The organism is Candidatus Avedoeria danica (assembly GCA_016703025.1).
Taxonomy (GTDB): Bacteria; Chloroflexota; Anaerolineae; order Epilineales; family Epilineaceae; genus Avedoeria; species Avedoeria danica.
The window spans coordinates 2,306,724-2,323,122 of record JADJCV010000004.1 but is presented as its reverse complement, the minus strand read 5'-3'; the positions used below and the strand labels follow the sequence as shown (position 1 = coordinate 2,323,122).

11 protein-coding genes are annotated in these 16,399 nt (G+C 73.0%); 4 read left to right on the top strand and 7 right to left on the bottom strand.

The window, feature by feature from the left end:
- Window positions 1–17 precede the first annotated feature (17 nt).
- The 3 genes from IPG72_12355 to IPG72_12345 form a co-directional block, all read right to left on the bottom strand.
- Window positions 18–338 carry a hypothetical protein gene (locus IPG72_12355; protein MBK6769780.1) on the bottom strand — a complete coding sequence of 107 codons (321 nt, stop codon included), beginning with the start codon at window positions 336–338 and terminating at the stop codon, window positions 18–20.
- Between the two features lie 220 nt (window positions 339–558).
- On the bottom strand, window positions 559–2,034 hold the full coding sequence (locus IPG72_12350; protein MBK6769779.1) for a sigma-54-dependent Fis family transcriptional regulator: 1,476 nt from the start codon (window positions 2,032–2,034) through the stop codon (window positions 559–561).
- The gene (locus IPG72_12345; protein MBK6769778.1) at window positions 2,031–3,818 is read right to left on the bottom strand and encodes a PAS domain-containing sensor histidine kinase; all 1,788 of its coding nucleotides are present in this window, start codon (window positions 3,816–3,818) and stop codon (window positions 2,031–2,033) included. The genes IPG72_12350 and IPG72_12345 overlap by 4 nt, the downstream gene beginning before the upstream one ends.
- A gap of 380 nt (window positions 3,819–4,198) precedes the next feature.
- On the opposite strand from IPG72_12345, the gene IPG72_12340 reads away from it, so the two are divergent.
- Window positions 4,199–4,996: a hypothetical protein gene (locus IPG72_12340; protein MBK6769777.1), complete on the top strand. Its 798-nt coding sequence runs from the start codon at window positions 4,199–4,201 to the stop codon at window positions 4,994–4,996.
- A gap of 3 nt (window positions 4,997–4,999) precedes the next feature.
- Here the strand turns inward: IPG72_12340 and IPG72_12335 are convergent, their stop codons facing one another.
- The 4 genes from IPG72_12335 to IPG72_12320 all read right to left on the bottom strand — a co-directional run bounded on the left by IPG72_12335 (window position 5,000) and on the right by IPG72_12320 (window position 12,640).
- Window positions 5,000–5,920 (bottom strand): hypothetical protein, encoded by a 921-nt coding sequence (locus IPG72_12335; GenBank protein ID MBK6769776.1) that lies wholly within the window; start codon window positions 5,918–5,920, stop codon window positions 5,000–5,002.
- A gap of 199 nt (window positions 5,921–6,119) precedes the next feature.
- Window positions 6,120–7,211, bottom strand: a complete 1,092-nt coding sequence (locus IPG72_12330) for a glycosyltransferase family 2 protein (GenBank protein ID MBK6769775.1) — start codon at window positions 7,209–7,211, stop codon at window positions 6,120–6,122.
- A complete protein-coding gene (locus IPG72_12325; protein ID MBK6769774.1) occupies window positions 7,208–8,425 on the bottom strand; it encodes a glycosyltransferase family 2 protein in 1,218 nt (405 codons plus the stop codon). Before IPG72_12325 ends, IPG72_12330 begins: the two co-directional genes overlap by 4 nt.
- 357 nt (window positions 8,426–8,782) lie before the next feature.
- On the bottom strand, window positions 8,783–12,640 hold the full coding sequence (locus IPG72_12320) for a hypothetical protein (protein MBK6769773.1): 3,858 nt from the start codon (window positions 12,638–12,640) through the stop codon (window positions 8,783–8,785).
- A 371-nt stretch (window positions 12,641–13,011) separates the two neighbouring features.
- Here IPG72_12320 and IPG72_12315 point away from each other — a divergent pair, with 371 nt between their 5' ends.
- The 3 genes from IPG72_12315 (at window position 13,012) to IPG72_12305 (ending at window position 16,398) form a co-directional block, all read left to right on the top strand.
- Complete coding sequence (locus IPG72_12315; protein ID MBK6769772.1) at window positions 13,012–13,569, top strand: sigma-70 family RNA polymerase sigma factor; 558 nt, start codon at window positions 13,012–13,014, stop codon at window positions 13,567–13,569.
- A complete protein-coding gene (locus tag IPG72_12310) occupies window positions 13,566–14,909 on the top strand; it encodes a hypothetical protein (GenBank protein MBK6769771.1) in 1,344 nt (447 codons plus the stop codon). Before IPG72_12315 ends, IPG72_12310 begins: the two co-directional genes overlap by 4 nt.
- Window positions 14,910–15,114: 205 nt before the next feature.
- Entirely contained in the window at window positions 15,115–16,398 is a 1,284-nt protein-coding gene (locus IPG72_12305) for a hypothetical protein (protein ID MBK6769770.1), read from the top strand.
- Window position 16,399: the final 1 nt, after the last annotated feature.

Here is a 16,399-nt window from a genome sequence, read left to right as displayed (position 1 = left end):
GCGGGGCAGCAACTGGCCTAGAGGTAGAACATCCAGAACGAGATCAGGCACATCGCCAAGCCGATGAGGCAGAGGAACGCGCCGATGCCCATGGCGGTCTTGATCAGCTGCGTCGTCGACTCGACGAGCCGCGCCGAGGCGTCGAGGACCGGCACGACGCCGACCTCGGCCAAGCTGCGGGCGTGCAGCCGGTTCGACTGGGCCGCGATGCCGCGCATCGTCTGCTGGTACTCGCGGGCGAGGATCGTCCAGACGCCGGCGACGATGGACAGGATGCCCAAACCGAAGACGGAAAGCGCCATGGCCGATCGGATGTTGGCGATGAGATCCGCTGACACGTTGGCCTCCGTGATTGTGCGCCCGGGCGTTGGAAACGCGAAGGGCCTGCTGATCGTGACGACCCGGGGCGGGGCGCTGGGCGGCCAATATGCAAGGGTTGTGCCAACCGCTGCCGCCGAGCGCGTGAACTGTGGACCACGGAAAACGCGGCCGCCGAAGGAGTCGGCGACCGCGTCACTTTCCAGCCACGGCGCGGAAAAATCCGCCACCCACTTGCGCTCATGCGTCGGCGAACGCCCGCGGATCGAGGTCGAACTTCTGGCAGCGGTGGGTCACCTGATCGCGCGAGACATGCAGCGTCCGGGCGACGGCGGCGATGTTGCCGGCGTGGCGCACGAGCGCCTGCTCGATCATGCTGCGCTCCCAGGCGTCGCGGAGCTCGACGAGCGGCAGGCCGTCCGGCGGCAGCACGGCCGGCAGGCCGGCGGCCAGGCGGGCGTGGATGGACGGCTCGAGGGCGGCGCCGGGCAGCTGGCCGATCGTGACCTTGGGCGAGAGGTGGGCGATGTCGATCTCCGCCTGGCCGCGTGACAGGATGAGGCCGCTGATCACCTCGCTGCGGAGCTGACGGACATTGCCCGGCCAGTCGTAGGCGCACAGCGCATGCTGCGCCGCCGATGTGAAGCCCGTGGCGTCGGGGTTGAAGGCCGCCCGTTCGATCGCGAGGAAGTGCTGTGCGAGGGCGACGATGTCGCCGAGCCGCTCGGTGAGGCCCGGCAGCGTGATCTCGGTGCCGGCGATGCGGTAGTAGAGGTCGGTGCGCAGCGCGCCGCTCTCGAGCGCCGCGGCGATGTCCTGGTTCGTCGCCGCGATGACGCGGATGTCGATGTCGATCTCTTGGGTGCCGCCGACGCGGCGGATCCGCTTGTGCTGCAGGGCGCGGAGCAACTTGGCCTGCAGGTCGGCGTCCATCTCGGCGATCTCGTCGAGGAAGAGCGTGCTGCCGCTCGCCGCCTCCATCAAGCCGATGTGTTTGTCGATGGCGCCGCTGAACGAACCCTTCTCGTGTCCGAAAAGCTGGCTCTCCAGCAGGTCGCGCGGGATGGCCGCGCAGTTCACCGCCACCATCTTGCGGCCACCGCGCGGCGAGCGGCGGTGGATCTCCTCGGCCAGCATGTCCTTGCCCGTGCCGTTCCTGCCGAGGATCAGCACGCCGATGTCGAACGGCGCGAACGATGCGACGCGCCGCTCGACCTCACGCATCGCCGCCGTGTCGCCGCCGACCCACGGCTCGCCGTCCGACGGATGTTTGTCCGACGGGACGGCGGGCGCTGCGCGGCCGACACGGGTGCGGGCGATCCCGACCTCGGCCAGGCGCTGCAGGTCGGCGTCGGCGGAGCGGCGGGTCAGGCCGTGCTTCTCGTAGTAGTCGAGCGCACCCTGCTGCAGCAGCCGGACGGCCGTGCCGGCCGCGCCGTCGCTGGTCACGACGACGACCGACACCTCAGGCGCCAAGTGCCGCAGCCGCGTGAAGATCCGCCAGCCGCCGCGGTCCGTCAACGGCGCGGTGGAGTCCTCGTTCCGGAGCGTCAGGTCGAGAAAGGCCATGTCGAGCGACTCGCTCTCGATGATCCGCTGCGCTCCGGACTCATCTTCGGCCTGCAGGATCCGGTAGCCCGCCGGGGCGAGCGCTCGGGCGATCCGGTCACGAAAGATCGATTCGTCATCGACGACCAGCAGGGTGGGGGGGGTCATGGTCGGTTCTCCGTTGGCGCGCTGTCGGGGGAAAAGCCGTCGGGGGAAACGCTGCCGGGGGAAAAGCCGTTGGGGCCGACGCTATCGGGCGCAACGCCATCCGGAGGGACGGTCGGCAGCCAGATGACGAAGGCCGTTCCCTCGCCCGGCCTGGACAGCGGCTGCACCGCGCCGCCGCTCTCGACGATGAATTGGCGCACGAGGTTCAAGCCGACGCCCGTGCCGCCGTGGCGGTTGCTCAGGCCCGGCTCGAAGATGACGCGGCTGAGGGCATCCGACATCCCGGGTCCGTCGTCGCGGACGACGAGCTGGACACCGGGACCGGACTCGCCGTCGGCCGGCGCCGTCGTGATCTCCACCGTGCCGCCGCCGGGCCGGCTCGCGAGCGCCTGGCATGCGTTCGTGACGAGGTTGCGGACGATGCTTCGGATGCGCAGCTCCGTCGAGCGCACGAACACCCCCGTCGCCAGCTCGGTGCGCAGGGTGATGGACGCGGCGGCGGCGGACGGCTGGACGGCCGCGACATACGCCGTGATCGTATCGTTCAGATCGACCGGCTCGAGTTCGACCGGCGTGCCGTTCTCGACACGACGGACCTCGGCCATCGCCTGGTGGATCATCCGCGCGTGGCGGATCAGCACGCCGGCCATGCTCGCCGCACCCGGGCGGCGCCCGTCCGCGCCGAGCAGGGACGCGAGGTTCTCGGTGCCCAGGACGAGCGCCGTGGCGGAGTCGCCGGCGTCGTGCCACAGGAGGCGGACGGCTTGCTGGAGCGCCAACGTGTGCTCGTCCGAGCCGGCGGTCATCTGGACGGACAGGATCGACAGGAAGCCGTAGCCGGCCCGCTGCGCCGGCAGCCACTCCAGGTTCGCGAGCGCCAGGCCGCCGACGATGCTGGCGGGCACCATCTGGCGCCGCCCGGAGCGGACGGCGTCGTGGAGCTGCTCGCGCGCCGGCGGGCTCAGGACGAAGAGGCTGTCGACGGTCTGTCCGGTCAGCAGTTCGACCGGCCAGCCGATGCGCGTCGCCGCTGCCGACGTCCCTGCCAGCACTTGGCCGGCCGCACCGACGACGAGCATCGCACCGCCGCGGACGTCCTCGAGGCGGAGGACCTGGCGGCTCGCGTCGTCCAGGCCGTCGTCGTCAACGGCGGTCAGCGGGACGGGCGCGGGGACGGGCGCCGGGTTCGACGGCGATGACGGCGTCGACGGGATTGCGGTCGACGGCCATACGGCCGACGGCGTCACGGACGACGGTGCAAGCGACGATGCGTGCGTTGCCGGTGCGGTCGCCGCCGTCGCCGCCGTCACCGTCGTCGCAGCCGTCGCCGAGCCGTCCCCGTGCGGGCCGGCTGCGGCGACGAGCGTGCCCGTCAGGCGACTGCACCGGAGCCAGAGGCCTTCGCCGCCGGTGGTTTCGTAGCGCAGCACGGCGTCGATGTGGACGGCGTGGTCGTCGGGGCGACGGAGGGCAAGGCAGCCGATTCGGTCGTGGCGACAGGCGACGGCGTAGTTGAGGCGATCGGCGACGGCGCGGCGTTCGGCGGGGAAGATGAAGTCGAAGATGGAGCGCCCGCACAGCTCATCGCCGGCGAGGCCGAGGAGGTCCTCGAATCCGGCGTCGGCTTCGAGGACGGCGTGGTCACGGCCGAGAGAGACGCGTGCGGCGGCGAGGGCGGGGGACGGATCGACCGGCTGGTCCGGTGTCGGCACTCCGGAAAAGGGCGAGCGGGGCGTGTGCGGCAAGTCGCCGAAGCTCGGGTGGGGGCTGCCGTGCTTCGTCATAGGGCCTCCTTATCGCTGTTGCGGATCGGGCGAGTGCAGGCGACGAGAGATGAGGAAGCGCGCGCATGCCGCCGGGGAAGGCGGACGTGCGCCGCGCCAGGATGGGCGGAACTCGATCCGGTGGGGCCCACGCATGGGCGGGCGTGTGAATGTGCGGATGCGACGGGGCGACGAGCGAGGCGCCTTGCGCGGCGCCGCCTTAATGTACCTTAAGCAACACCGCGATCTACGACGGGGTTGCGCCAATAATGCGACAGCACGGTCCTCGCCGTGAAGGATTCGGGGGAATCCGTGGCGGGCTGCGGCGACGATCGGGGCGCCGGAACGCCGCACGCCGAGTCGCGTGAACTGCCTTGCCCGCCCTGTGGTATCGTACGCCCATGGCCAACGCGCTCATCTTGTCCGACGTCTTCCAGATCGACCCCGAGGCCGCTGCCGGGCTGGCCGCCCTGTCCGACGCCGGTGTGCAGCCGCTGTTCGTCAGCGTGCCGGGCGACGGCGAGCGTCCCGAGACGGCGCTGGCGCTGCTGCTCGTCGCTCCGCGGCTCGACCTCAGGGCCGCGTCAGACGCCCCCCGCGCAGCCGACATCGATGACCGGCTCGATGCGCTGGCCGAGGCGGCGGGCCGGGCAGGTGTGCCGCTGAGGTCGATGTTCTTCGTCGCCGCCGACCCGTCGGCGCTGGCCGTCGCCGATGCCGCCGGCTGCCGTGCGGTGCTCGTCCTCGGCGACCGAATGCTCAGCGATGTCCTCGGACCGAGCGAGCCGGACGACAAGGGCTTCGCCGTGGCGCGCGATCTGCGCACCGCGGCCGCCTACATCGTCGACGAGCTGGCGCAGACCGAGGCGCTGGGGGCGTTCCCGTACGACCCGCACCTCCAACACGAAGAGCGCGCCCGACCACCGGCGCTGACGCAGCGCGAACTTGTGCGCGTGTTCGTGCTCGTCACGGTGGCCGGGTTGGCGGTGTCGCTGGCGCTGGCGTTCTTCCTGCGCGAGCTCTACGAGAACGTCGGCGTGCCGGGGCCGTTGCAGCGCCCGGCGTTCCTGCTCACGCTGCAGTTCCTGCCGGAGTGGGCGCGCGGGCTGCTGTTCCTCGGCCTCGGCGCCGGCCTGGGTGCATGGCTGTCGCGGATGCTCGCGCGGGCGTGGCCGCGCCGGGCGGGGGTTCGCGGCTGACCGTCACGCGGCCGTTCGCACACCACCGTCATCGCCTGACCGACCGTCCTCCACCGGCGTGATCGCGCGGCGGACGGCGCCGTGACTGGCAGCATCTGCGGCGGCGATCGTGCTGATGCGTCGCTGCGACCAGTCGCCCGCCGCGAGCGGCCACGGCGACATTCCCGCGTCGTCGGAGACCGTGCCGCCCGTCTCCGTGACGAGGAGCCAGCCGGCCGCGACGTCCCAGATGCCGGCGTCCATCGTGACGCTGGCCCGGCACGTCCCGGCGGCCACCAGCGCCAGGTGGAACGCGGTGCTGCCGAGCGTGCGGCGCGTCGCCGGGAGGTGGAGCTGCCAACGGGATGCCGTCCGGCTGCACTGGGCGATCAGATCGTCCGGCCCGATGCCGAGGCGGGGCGACGGGCCGTGGCCGTTGGCCTGGCCGGCGGCCGGCTGGCGGAGCCGATGCGGGCTGAGGCGGGCCGATCCGGCAAAGGCGCCGCGGCCGGCGATCGCTGTGAAGTCGAGGCCGAGCCGCGGGAAGACGCTGACGCCGACCGTCGGGACACCGTCCTCCAGCAGTGCGAGCGTGACGCCCCAAATCGGCAGGCCGGCGGCGAAGTTCGTCGTGCCGTCGAGCGGGTCAATCACCCACGTTCGGCCGCCTTCGAAGTGGGCGGTCGACTCCTCGGACAGGATCGTGTCGCCCGGGCACGCGGCGTGGAGGCGAGCGGCGATCAGCCGGTCCGACGCGATGTCGGCCGCGGTGACGATGCTGCCGTCCGGCTTGTGGCAGACGGCGGAATGGGCGGTGTGGCCGACCAGGAGCGCGGCGGCTTCGGCCGCCACGGCGCGTGCGGTGGCGACGTCCTGGCGGCGCTGAGGGGACAACCCGGCGATGACGTTCGCCAAGTCGTCGGTGGGGTCATTGTGCGTGTTCATCATCGTTCATCAGCTCGGCGGGCGGCGCGTGGCCGGGCCCGAGTGTGGCGCCTGTTCGACCCGGCGTCGCACCCCTTCGTGGCGGCGGCGGGCAGTGGGCATCCGAAATGGGTCATCCACAACCATCCGTGTACAACGTGGTCGGCGCTGGCGGGGTACGGATGGTGGCGCGGATTCGTCTCCTGCAGGTGGCGCGCCGTTACCGCTGCGTCGGACCCGGACGGAGGTGGCGATAGCGCGCCGCAACGGACCAAGGCGTGGCCACGGGGGCCATCGCGGCCCGGATCGACGCCCACCCGGCCGTTCGCGCCGCCTGGACCCGCCGCCGCTCGCGCAGCGCGTGACGTGCGCCGACGAGCGCGTCGAGGCGGCCGCGCAGCGCCGCGGTCTGGCCGTTCACGACGACGCGGTACGGGACGGAGGCCAGGTCGTAGGCGACGACGAGGGGTAGGCGGGCGAGGAGCGGTGCCGTCGGATAGTTCTTGAGGATCGTCCAGACTTTGTTGCGCGCCAGCAGGCGGTTCTTGAACGGCGAGCCCTCGCCGGACGTGCCGCTGCCGACGTGTCGGATGCAGGCGCCCGGTGCCAGCACGCTGTCCCAGCCGCGCAGCCGGAGCCGCCAGGCGACGTCGACGTCCTCGAGGTACATGAAGTACGCCTCGTCGAACAGCTGAGGCGGAGAGATCGGTTGTCCGTCGACGGTGGCCGGCGGGATCGCGATGTCGTCGATCGCCGCGCGGCGGTAGAGCGCCGCTCCGGCGGAGGCGCCGAAGACCGTGATCGCGCCGGCGGCGGCGTCGAACGGCAGGCGGTCGACGCGCGCGCCGCCCAACCAGTCCCAGGCGATGCCGGAGGGGTCGACGGCGATGCCGGCGGAATTGACGATGTCGGGGCGATCCATGAACAGCATGAGGCTGGCGACGCTGCCGATGCGCGGATCGGCATTGCCGGCGGCGACGAGGGTGGCCAGCCAGGTGGGGTCCGGCACGGTGTCGCTGTTCACGAGGGCCACCCACGGCGCGTCGCTGCGCGCGAGGCCGTGGTTGTTGGCGGCGGCGAAGCCGAGGTTGGCTCCGAGCGCGATGACTTCGACGGCCGGCCAGTTCGCTGCCAGCCAGGCCGGTGTGCCGTCCGTCGAGCCGTTGTCGACGACGATGAGGTGCTGTGGTCGGTGCGTCTGCGCGGCGAGGGCGGGCAGGAGGTCGGCGAGGTAGGCGCGGTTGTTCCAGGCGACGACGATGACGTCGACGCGAACTTCGTTCGGGGGTTCCGGCACCGAGGCGGCGGTCATCGGCGGAGTGCGCGGCGGAGGCGGCCGTGGAGGCGATTGCGGAGGCCGGCGTGCACGTCGACGGGGCCATAGATGGCCTCCAGCTCGAATGCGGCGGCTGCTCGGCGGAGCGCGGCCCAGCCGTCCGGGGTGGGGGGAATGGGTGCCCACGGCCGGCCGAGGCGGGTGACGACATCGGCGGGCGAGCGGGTCCAGCGCGGACGGATCGCGGCGCGGGCGGCGGCGAGGGCGGGCCAGTCGAGGTCGAGCGGGGCGAGGTGGGGCCAGCCGGGCCAGTCTTCGCCTGGGAGGGGCAAGGGGTGCGAGGGGTTGACGTCGCCTGGCGGTATGCCGAGTGCAACCAACCGAGCGGCCGCGTCGATCACGTCCGGCGGCGCGCCGGCGCGGACGGCGGCAAGGGCAAGGGTTGCCGGGAGCACGCGGGCGAGATGGTCTTCCGCCGTGTTCTTGACGACGTTGGCGAGTGCGTTGCGCTCGTGCCAGCGGGCGCGTACTGCGGATGCGAACGTGTCGGCGCTGCCGCCGCCGCGGTGGCGGACGACGGCGGTTGGGACGTGGCGGACGTCGTGGCCGGCGAGGGTGAGGCGCCAGCCGAAGTCGACGTCCTCGTAGTACATGAAGTAGTCGGGGTCGAAACCGCCGATGGACAGGAAGGTCGCCCGGTGGACGAGCATGGCCGCGCCGCATGCGAAGAGCTGCGGCCGGGCCGGGGGCGGCGTATGCTGCGGTCGGATGCGCTGCCCGTGAAGGAGGGGGTGCCCATGCCCCGTCCACGATGCGGCGCCGCCGTCGAAGTCGATTCGGTCGCCGGACCAGTCGACGAGGCGGGCGCCGGCGCAGACGTCGCCGGGGGCAAGGGCGTCGCACAGGGCGCGAAGGGCGTGGCGGTCGATGGCGGTGTCGTCGTTCAGGAAGAGGAGCCATGGGCGATCGGCGGTGACGGAGGAGGAGGCGGCGGCGGCGTTGTAGCCGGCGGCGAAGCCGAGGTTTCCGCCTAGGTCGAGGCGGGTGACGTTTGGGAAGTCGCGCGCAACGAGGTCCAGGGCGCCGTCGGACGAGCCGTTGTCGGCGACGATGATGGACGCGGCGTCCGCCAGGCCGTCGAGGGCGAGGCAGGCGGTGAGGGAGGCGGGGAGGTGGGGGGTGCCGTTGTGGGTGAGGATGAGGATGGCGGTGTCGGCGGGGGTTGGGGGTGTTGGGTCGGGAGCGGGCATGGATGGCAGTATACCGTCGACGCGGATAGCTGCATTGTTGATGAGGCCTAAAGAGCTTGGATGGCGGCTCAAGTCGAGACGAAGATGAGGCAAGTCGAGACGAAGATGAGGAAAGTGCAGAGCCGGAGTACGTGCCCGATTGGACGCATACCCAAATGGGTTCGTGCATTTCCTTCGCAGGGGCCGCCTGGCCCCTGCACCCCGGCCAGAGGGTGCTGCGCCCCTCTGGACACCCCGCATCGGAGTCGCCTGCGTGTTGCCAGGGCGCGCTGCCGTTGCGGGGGTGGGTGTGGACGCCGGAGGCCCGACGGGCGAGTGCGCAGGGCGTCGCGATCGCCCGGTGTTCGTGTTCTGATGTCAGCGCGCTGCCCACGGCAGCCACACCTGCTGCCGCACCGCCCGCCCGTGCCATGTCGCCCGCTCCGTCCCGGCCGAAATCCTGAGGTGGACGATGGGGTCGGCGGCGGGGTTGGTGATCGCCGGCAACGTGCCGGCGAAGTGGGATGGGGTGTCGAGGACCGGGGCGAGCCGGGCTGCGCGGCCGGCGACGGTCATCGTGACGGCCGCGGTGGCGGCGATGTCGGGCCGTATCGGTACGACGACGTGTATTGCGTTGTGGGCGTCGATGCGGACCGTCCAGCCGTCGGCGGACGTGGCGCAGCCCGTGGAATCCAGGGCGGGGCGGGGACCGGACGGGCGACCGTCATCGAAAGTGACGCCGCTGGGGTCGAACAGCAGGTCGGGGATGGCCTCGACGCGTATCGGTGGGCTGGTCCGGGTCGGCGCATTCGGCCGGAGCGCGACGGCGTCGATGCGGTGGCGGCCGGCGGGGAGGGCGAGGTGCAGCGTCACGAGATCGGCTCGATCGCCGGCGATGGCGGGGGCGGCCGATGCCACCGGCAGGCCGTCGAGGCGCAGCACGACGGAGGTCGCGCCGGGCGAGCGGACGACCACGTCGCGCTCGCCCGGCAAGGTCGTGCCGCAGTGCATCTGCACGGTCGGCGGCTGCGGGGCAGCGATGTCGTAGGCCAGCAGGCCGTTGGCGCCGGCGGCTGCGAAGGCGCGCCCGCCGGCGATGGCGATGGGTCCGCGGGCGCCGGGTGCGGGCACCTTGACGACAGGGCGGACGGGGTCGCTCGACAGGCCGACGACGTGCAGCCACCCGCCGGCCACGACGTACGCCCGGTCGCCGGACGCCGCCAGCCCGCGGCCGGCGCCGGATACGAGCAATGCGCCCAGAAGGCTCGCGCTGCCGCTGTCGATCGCGTACGCCGTGACGCTCGTGCCGTCGATGATCGCGAGGCGATCGCCGACGATGGCGGCCGCGACGATGGGGCCGGCCGTGTGCACGACGAGCGGTCCGGGCAGCTGGGTGCTGCTGTCGTCGATCCGCAGGCGCCAGACGCGGCCGGTGGACGACCACACGACGGCGCCGGCGTCGTCCGCCGCCAGGCCGCCCACGATCGCGTCGGTTGGCAGGGGCCAGGTGCGCGACGGGGTCGGGCGGGCCGGGTCGGCGACGTCCCACAGCGCGACGTGCGATCCGGTGAGCACCCAGAGACGGGCGTTGGCAGCCGACAATGCCGCTGGGTTGCGCACATCGATGGTACCGACTGCGTCACCGGTGCCGTCCGTTGCGAAGCCGTGGATTCCGTCCGGGGCTGCCTTCCAGACGATGCTGTCGGCAACGGTTGGCGTGGCGACGGTGGTTGCACCGGCTTCCGGCAGCTCGCGGCGGACGCGGGCGGGGTGCTGCGGGTCGGCGACATGCCATGTCGCACGTTCGGTACGCCAAGCGAGGTCCTCGCCGCCGCCCACCGTTGTCTGGATGACGACGCCGTCGGACGGCGCGTCGACCGGTCGCGGGCCGCCGGGCGCGGTCAGGTCGACGACGACGTCGCGGCCGTCCGGTAGGCGGGCGAGGATGCCGGAGTCCATTGCGCGGAGCGAGGTGGGCGGTACCAGCCAGGTCGCTGCCGACAGGATGCGGGGGCGGAGGGGGTCCGACAGGTCGGCGGCGGCGAGCGACGCGCCGCGGCGGAGGAGGACGCCGTTCGGGGCGGCCACGACGTCGTCCCACACGTCGGGCCACCAGCCGAGGACGACCGGCTTGGCGGCGTCGGTGACGTCGATCGCAAGGACGCCGTCGGGGGCGCCGCCGTCGCGCTGTCGGACGGTGACGAAGGCGTGGTGGTGGTGCAGCGTGACGCCGGTCGGGGTGCCGTCGAGGTCGAGGCGGGCGCCCTCGGCCGGCGTCAGCGGCGCCGACGCGTCGAGAACGGTGAACGAGCGGTCCGTCTTGCCGAACCCGAGTCCGGTCGCCTGCGCGATGACGAGGCGGCCGGCGTACCAGGCCAGACCGCGCGGGCCGGCGCCGAAGCCGATGTCGAGCTTCTGGAGATGGCGCGGCGTTGTCGGCCGGGTGACATCCCAGACATCGACATACTGCACCGGTGTCCCGCGCAGCCCCTTGCCTGTCCAGCCAAGGCGCCACAGGACGCCCGGCGCCGGGATGGCCAGGCGCGTGTAGGCCACCGGGTAGGTGAGGTCGCCGGGCACGGGATGATGCACGACCGCCAGGCGCACCGGGCGGGCGCGGTCGGTGACGTCGACGGACGTCAGCGTCCCGTCGGCGTGCATCAGCCAGGCCGTCGTCCCGTCCAGCGCGGCATCGATCGCGGGTGAGGGGAGGTCGATCATGCCGCCTTCGAGGGCCGTTGGCTGGTTCGTGATGCCGAGCGCCTGGCCTTGTCGGCCGCGCACGACGATGCCGCGGCCGTCGCGCACCGCCAGCACGGTGGGCGGTCCCGGCACGCCTTCGGTGCGCTGCGGGGCATCCGGGCCGCCGGTCGGGAACGCCGCGTCGATCGGCCACAGCAGTCCGCGCGGCGGCGGCGGGGCGGACGGTTCGGCGGCACCGGACGCGCACGGGCCGCCGGCGGGCCGCGGCGCACCGCGCGCGTCGACCGCGGGGCAGCCGACGGTGCGGGCGCCGATCGCGGCGCTCGACGGGCGCGGCAGGCGGACGGGCGTCGGGCCGCCGGCGTCGACGAGCGGGCCGAGGTCGGCGTCGGCGACGACGCGGTCGCCGCGGGCCGGGTCGGCGCACGACGATTGGTCGACGACGCTGTCGCCGTGGGACACGATGGTCGGGACGATGCAGCCGGCCGACGGGATGTAGACATCGCCGAGCGTGCCGTTGTCCGCGACGATCGAGGCGGTGATCGCCAGCCGGTCGGAACGGAAGAGGACCATCGGGCCCCGTTCGGCCGTGGCGCGATTGCCGGCGATCGTGGTGTGTTCGAGCGTCAGCGGGCCGGAACCGAACATCGGCGCCCCGCCGAAGTCCCATAGGCGGATCACGTTGTCGGCCACGGTCGAATGGTGAAGCTGAACGTGACCGCCGCCGCCGCCCCAGCTCGTCAACATCGCAAACTCGTTCCCGATGATCGCGGATGCTTCGAAGCGCGCCGCTCCATAGGCGTAGAGGACTTGGCTGGCCACGACGTTGTGCTGAAACGTGCTGGAAACGACGACGGCCGAGCCCCACAGGAACAGCACGGTGTCCACTTTGTTGTCGGCGACGACCGTGCGCGTCATCGCCAGCGTCCCGTCGAAGTCGACGGAGACGACCGAGGTACACGGGCTGCAGCCGGACAGCACGGCGTCCGCGACGGTCAGCCGCCCGTACGTTTGGATCGCGCTGTGGCCGCCGGCGGCCCGCAGCGTGGCGCCCGTCACGTCCAGGCGAGCGCTCTCGGCGACGATGATCATCCTCGTTTCGCTTAGGGCGAGGCCGAGCCGGATGACGGTGACGGCGGCGCCGGCGCCCTCGAGGCGTACGTCGGCGCCGGATGGCACGTACAAGCCCGCGTACGCCGGGCCGGCGACCGGCGGGGCCGCGCCCCGGTTCAAGTTCAACGTATACAGGCCCGCCGGCAACGCGATCGTCGTCGGCTGCCCCGACGCCCCCGCCTCGTCGAACGCCGCGCGCAGCGTGCAGCGCCCGTCCGGCGCCGGGGCCGCGCACGTGCCGTCGCCGGGGCGGGCGTCCGGCAGGTCGCGCTCGTCGTCGACCGTGAAGTGGATGCGACCGTCGGCGCCCGGCGCCTGCGCCCGCGCGTCGGCGGCGGTCGCGAGGGCGTATGCGGCACAGGCGGCGAGCGCGGTGGCGGTGGTGACGGCGAGGGCGGTGCGGCGGCCGCGAGCGTGCATGGCGGTCCCTTCAGTGATCGTCGGCAGCAGTGGGAGGAGCGAGGCGGGGTGTCGGATCAGATGGACACGCGCGGCCGTGCAATCCGTTCCTGACGGGCCGGCATCGGCGTTCGAAATTCGTATCGGGCGACCCGTGACCTTTGGCGCGGTTCGGCAACGGAGGAGGTGGAAGCCAAGCCGACGACGCCGACGAGGCGCCGCAGGCCGGGCGACGACCGCGGCGGGGAAGGAGGGCGGACCACCATGGATCCAGTTCGGCCGCTCCGGCGGCGCAGAGGGTTGCGATGATCGTGCCTGTTTCCCGATCGGCGTGGCGTGCGCCACAATCCAGACGGATGACGAGTGAGCCCACCCACCCCGAGCGAGCGGCCGTGCCGGCGGAGGCCGCGCTGCTGACGCGCGTGCTGGCCGGCGATCGTGCGGCGCTCATCGAGATCCACGACCGCTACCACCCGGTGATCCATCGCTTCGTCTCGCTGCAGGTCGCGGACCCGGACCTGGCCGCCGACCTGACGAGCGACGTGTTCGTCCGGTTCCTCGAGGCGATCGACGGGCCGCGGCCGCCGCAGACGACGCTGCAGGGCTGGCTGTTCGGCGTCGCCAAGAACGTCGTGCGCGGCCACTACCGGCGGGTCTATCGGCACCCCGAGGTCGGGCTCGACGATATCGTGGCCGGGAACGATGAGGATCCTCTTGGCGATCTCGACACGGCCATCGCCCGCGACGAGGAGCGTATCGCTCTCGCCGACGCGATGCAGGCACTGACCGAAGAGCAGCAACAGGTGCTGGCGCTGCGCTACGGGGCCGGGCTGCCCATTCTGGAGGCGGCTGAGGCGATGGGCAGGACGGCCGGGGCCGTCAAGCAGTTGCAGGCGCGTGCCGTGGCCGCACTGGCCCGGCAGATGACGCAGAGGACGGCAAGCGTATGAACGCTCCCTATGACGAATCCCGGCACGAAGCCGAGTTGATCGAAGCCCTCGAAGCCCTGGAGCGGGGCGAGTCGGTGGAGTCGGTGCTGCGGCGGCATCCCGCGTCCGCCGAGGCGCTCCGACCGGCGCTCGAGACCGCGGCCGCGCTGACCGCCGCGGTCCGCCCGCCGACGATGGCCCAGGTGGCTACCTCTCGCGAACGCCTGCTCGCTGCATTCGACGCGCGGGCAGCCGGTATCGCCCCGTCGTCGCCATCGGCTGAGTCGTCGACACCCGGTCCATCGTCCACCGCACCGTCACGATCCGCCGCGGCGCCGCATCGCCCGCGCCTCGCGATCGACCGTTCGACCTCGTCGCCCCGTCCAGCCACGCGCCCGCTGCGCACGATCTGGGCGATGGCCGCCGGCGTGGCCGCGCTGCTCGTCGGCGCGCCGGTGGCCTATGCCGCCACGAACGCGGTGCCCGGCGACGCGCTCTACGCCGTCAAGGAGGCGGGGCGGGGCGTCTTGCTGGCGACGGCGCCGAGCGTCGAATCGCACCGCGCCCGAGCCGCGGCCGTCGCTGCCGCCCGGCGCGCCGACGTCGCCGTGGCGATGGCCGCCGCGCGCAGCGCCGACGTCACGTTCGAGGGTGTCATCGACGCGTACGCCGCGGAGTGGTGCCGGATCTCCGGCCTGACGGTCAACGTCCCCGCCGACGTCGCGGAGTACGGTGCCTCCGAGCACCCCGGCGCGTTCGGCATCGGCGACCACGTCCGCATCCGCGCGCGGCTGACCGCCGGTCAGCTCGTGGCGGTCGAGATGCTGCCGTTTCTGGACTACGGCGTCCCGGCCCCCGTCGTGCCCCACGGGCCGACGCCGCTGGCGTCGATGACCGGGCCGCGCCCAACGCCATCGCCGATCGGGGCAGGCAGGGCCGCCGCCGCAACATCGTCGGCCCGCCCGAGCGGGCCGACGGCCGAGCCGCCGGCGGCGCAAGCGACCGCGGCCGGTGGCCCGCGCCCCATCGCACCGCCTGCCCGCGCGGAGGGCGCGGACGATGCGCGCGAGATCGGCGAGGACAAGGGCGGCGAGGACGAAGGGGGCGACGACAAGGGCGGCGAGGACGAAGGGGGCGACGACAAGGGCGGCGAGGACGAGGACGGCGGGGACGAAGGGGGCGATGACAAGGGCGGCGAGGACGAGGGCGGCGAGGACGAGGGCGGCGAGGACGAAGGGGGCGACGACAAGGGCGGCGAGGACGAGGGCGGCGAGGACAAGGGCCGCGACGACAAGGGCGGCGAGGACGAGGGCGGCGAGGACAAGGGCCGCGACGACAAGGGCGGCGAGCGCAACCGCTAGGCCAAGCCACGCGGTGGCCTCACGCCAAATTCACACGGTAGGGGCGGGTCTCAGACCCGCCCTTTTCCATGTCCGCCGACATTCCTCGCCCACGCAACCCGATCCCCACCCGTGACTTTCCCGCCCGCTCGGCAACGTAGCGGGCACGAGCGAATGCGACGCCGGCCCCCACACCCGCCGCGTTCCCCCAGAAGGAAAGCCACCCATGACGATCCACCCCCCCGCCCACCCAGGCCGCGTCCTCCACTACTGCCACGACACGTACGGCCTCGGCCACTTCCGCCGCGCCCTGTCCATCGCCCACCACCTCCACGGCGTCCGGCCCGGCATCGCGCAGCTCATCGTCACCGGCTCGCCGCTGGCGACGGACCTCGTGCTGCCGCCGGGAACGGACACCGTCAAGCTGCCGTGTGTGATCAAGACCGGCGATGAGCAGTACGCCGCGCGCTCGCTGCCGACGTCGTTCGAGACCGTCCGTTCCCTGCGCAGTGCGCTGCTCCACGAGTCCGTGCGCCACTTCCGGCCGGACCTCGTCGTCGTCGACCACGCGCCGGGCGGCGTGAAGGGCGAGGCCGTCCGCGCGCTGACCGCGGTGCGCCGGCTCCTGCCGGACACCAAGATCGTCCTGGGCCTGCGCGATGTCGTCGACGCGCCGGGGCGGACGCGGGCGGCGTGGGCGGCCAGTGGGATCTACGACCTGCTCGAGCGGGTGTACGACCGGATCCTCGTCTACGGCCAGCGCGATGTCTTCGACCCGGCGGAGGCCTACGGGCTCTCGAGCGCGGTCGCCGCCAAGATGCAGTACGTCGGCTACCTCCGCCGCCGCGCGGAGCCGATCCCCGCCGAGCTGGCCGACCTCGTCGCCGACGGCGCCCCGCCCTACGTCCTGGCAACGGCCGGCGGCGGCGGGGATGGCTTCGCGGTCCTCGACACGTTCCTGCGCGCCGCGGCCGCGTGGCCCGGCGGCGCGCCGTTCCGCCCCGTCGTCGTGACCGGCCCGTTCATGGCCGACGCCGAGCGCGCCGCGCTGCACGCGATGGCCGCCGACGCGCCCGGTGCGCGCATCGTCGACTTCGTCGCCGGCTTGTCGGGCGTCGTCGCCCGCGCCGCCGCCGTCGTGTCGATGGCCGGCTACAACACGACGTGCGAGATCCTCTCTTTCCGGCGCCCGGCCGTCCTCGTGCCGCGCACGACGCCGCGCCAGGAGCAGCTGATTCGCGCCGCCGCCCTCGAGCGCCGCGGTGTCGTCCGGATGGTGACGCCGGACGCGCTGACGCCGGCGCGCCTGCGCGATGAGCTGGCCCGCGCGCTCGCCGCCGGTCGACCGGTGGGCCAGGTCGACCTCGGCGGCCTCGACCGTGTGGCCGCGGCGCTCGTCGGCCTGCTGGATCAGCCGTCCGCCGTCCACCCGCGCCCGGTCGCCACGCCGACCCATGGCGCCCACCACCGCCCCGACCGGCTCCAGCCGGCGTGGTCCGCTGAGGAGTAGA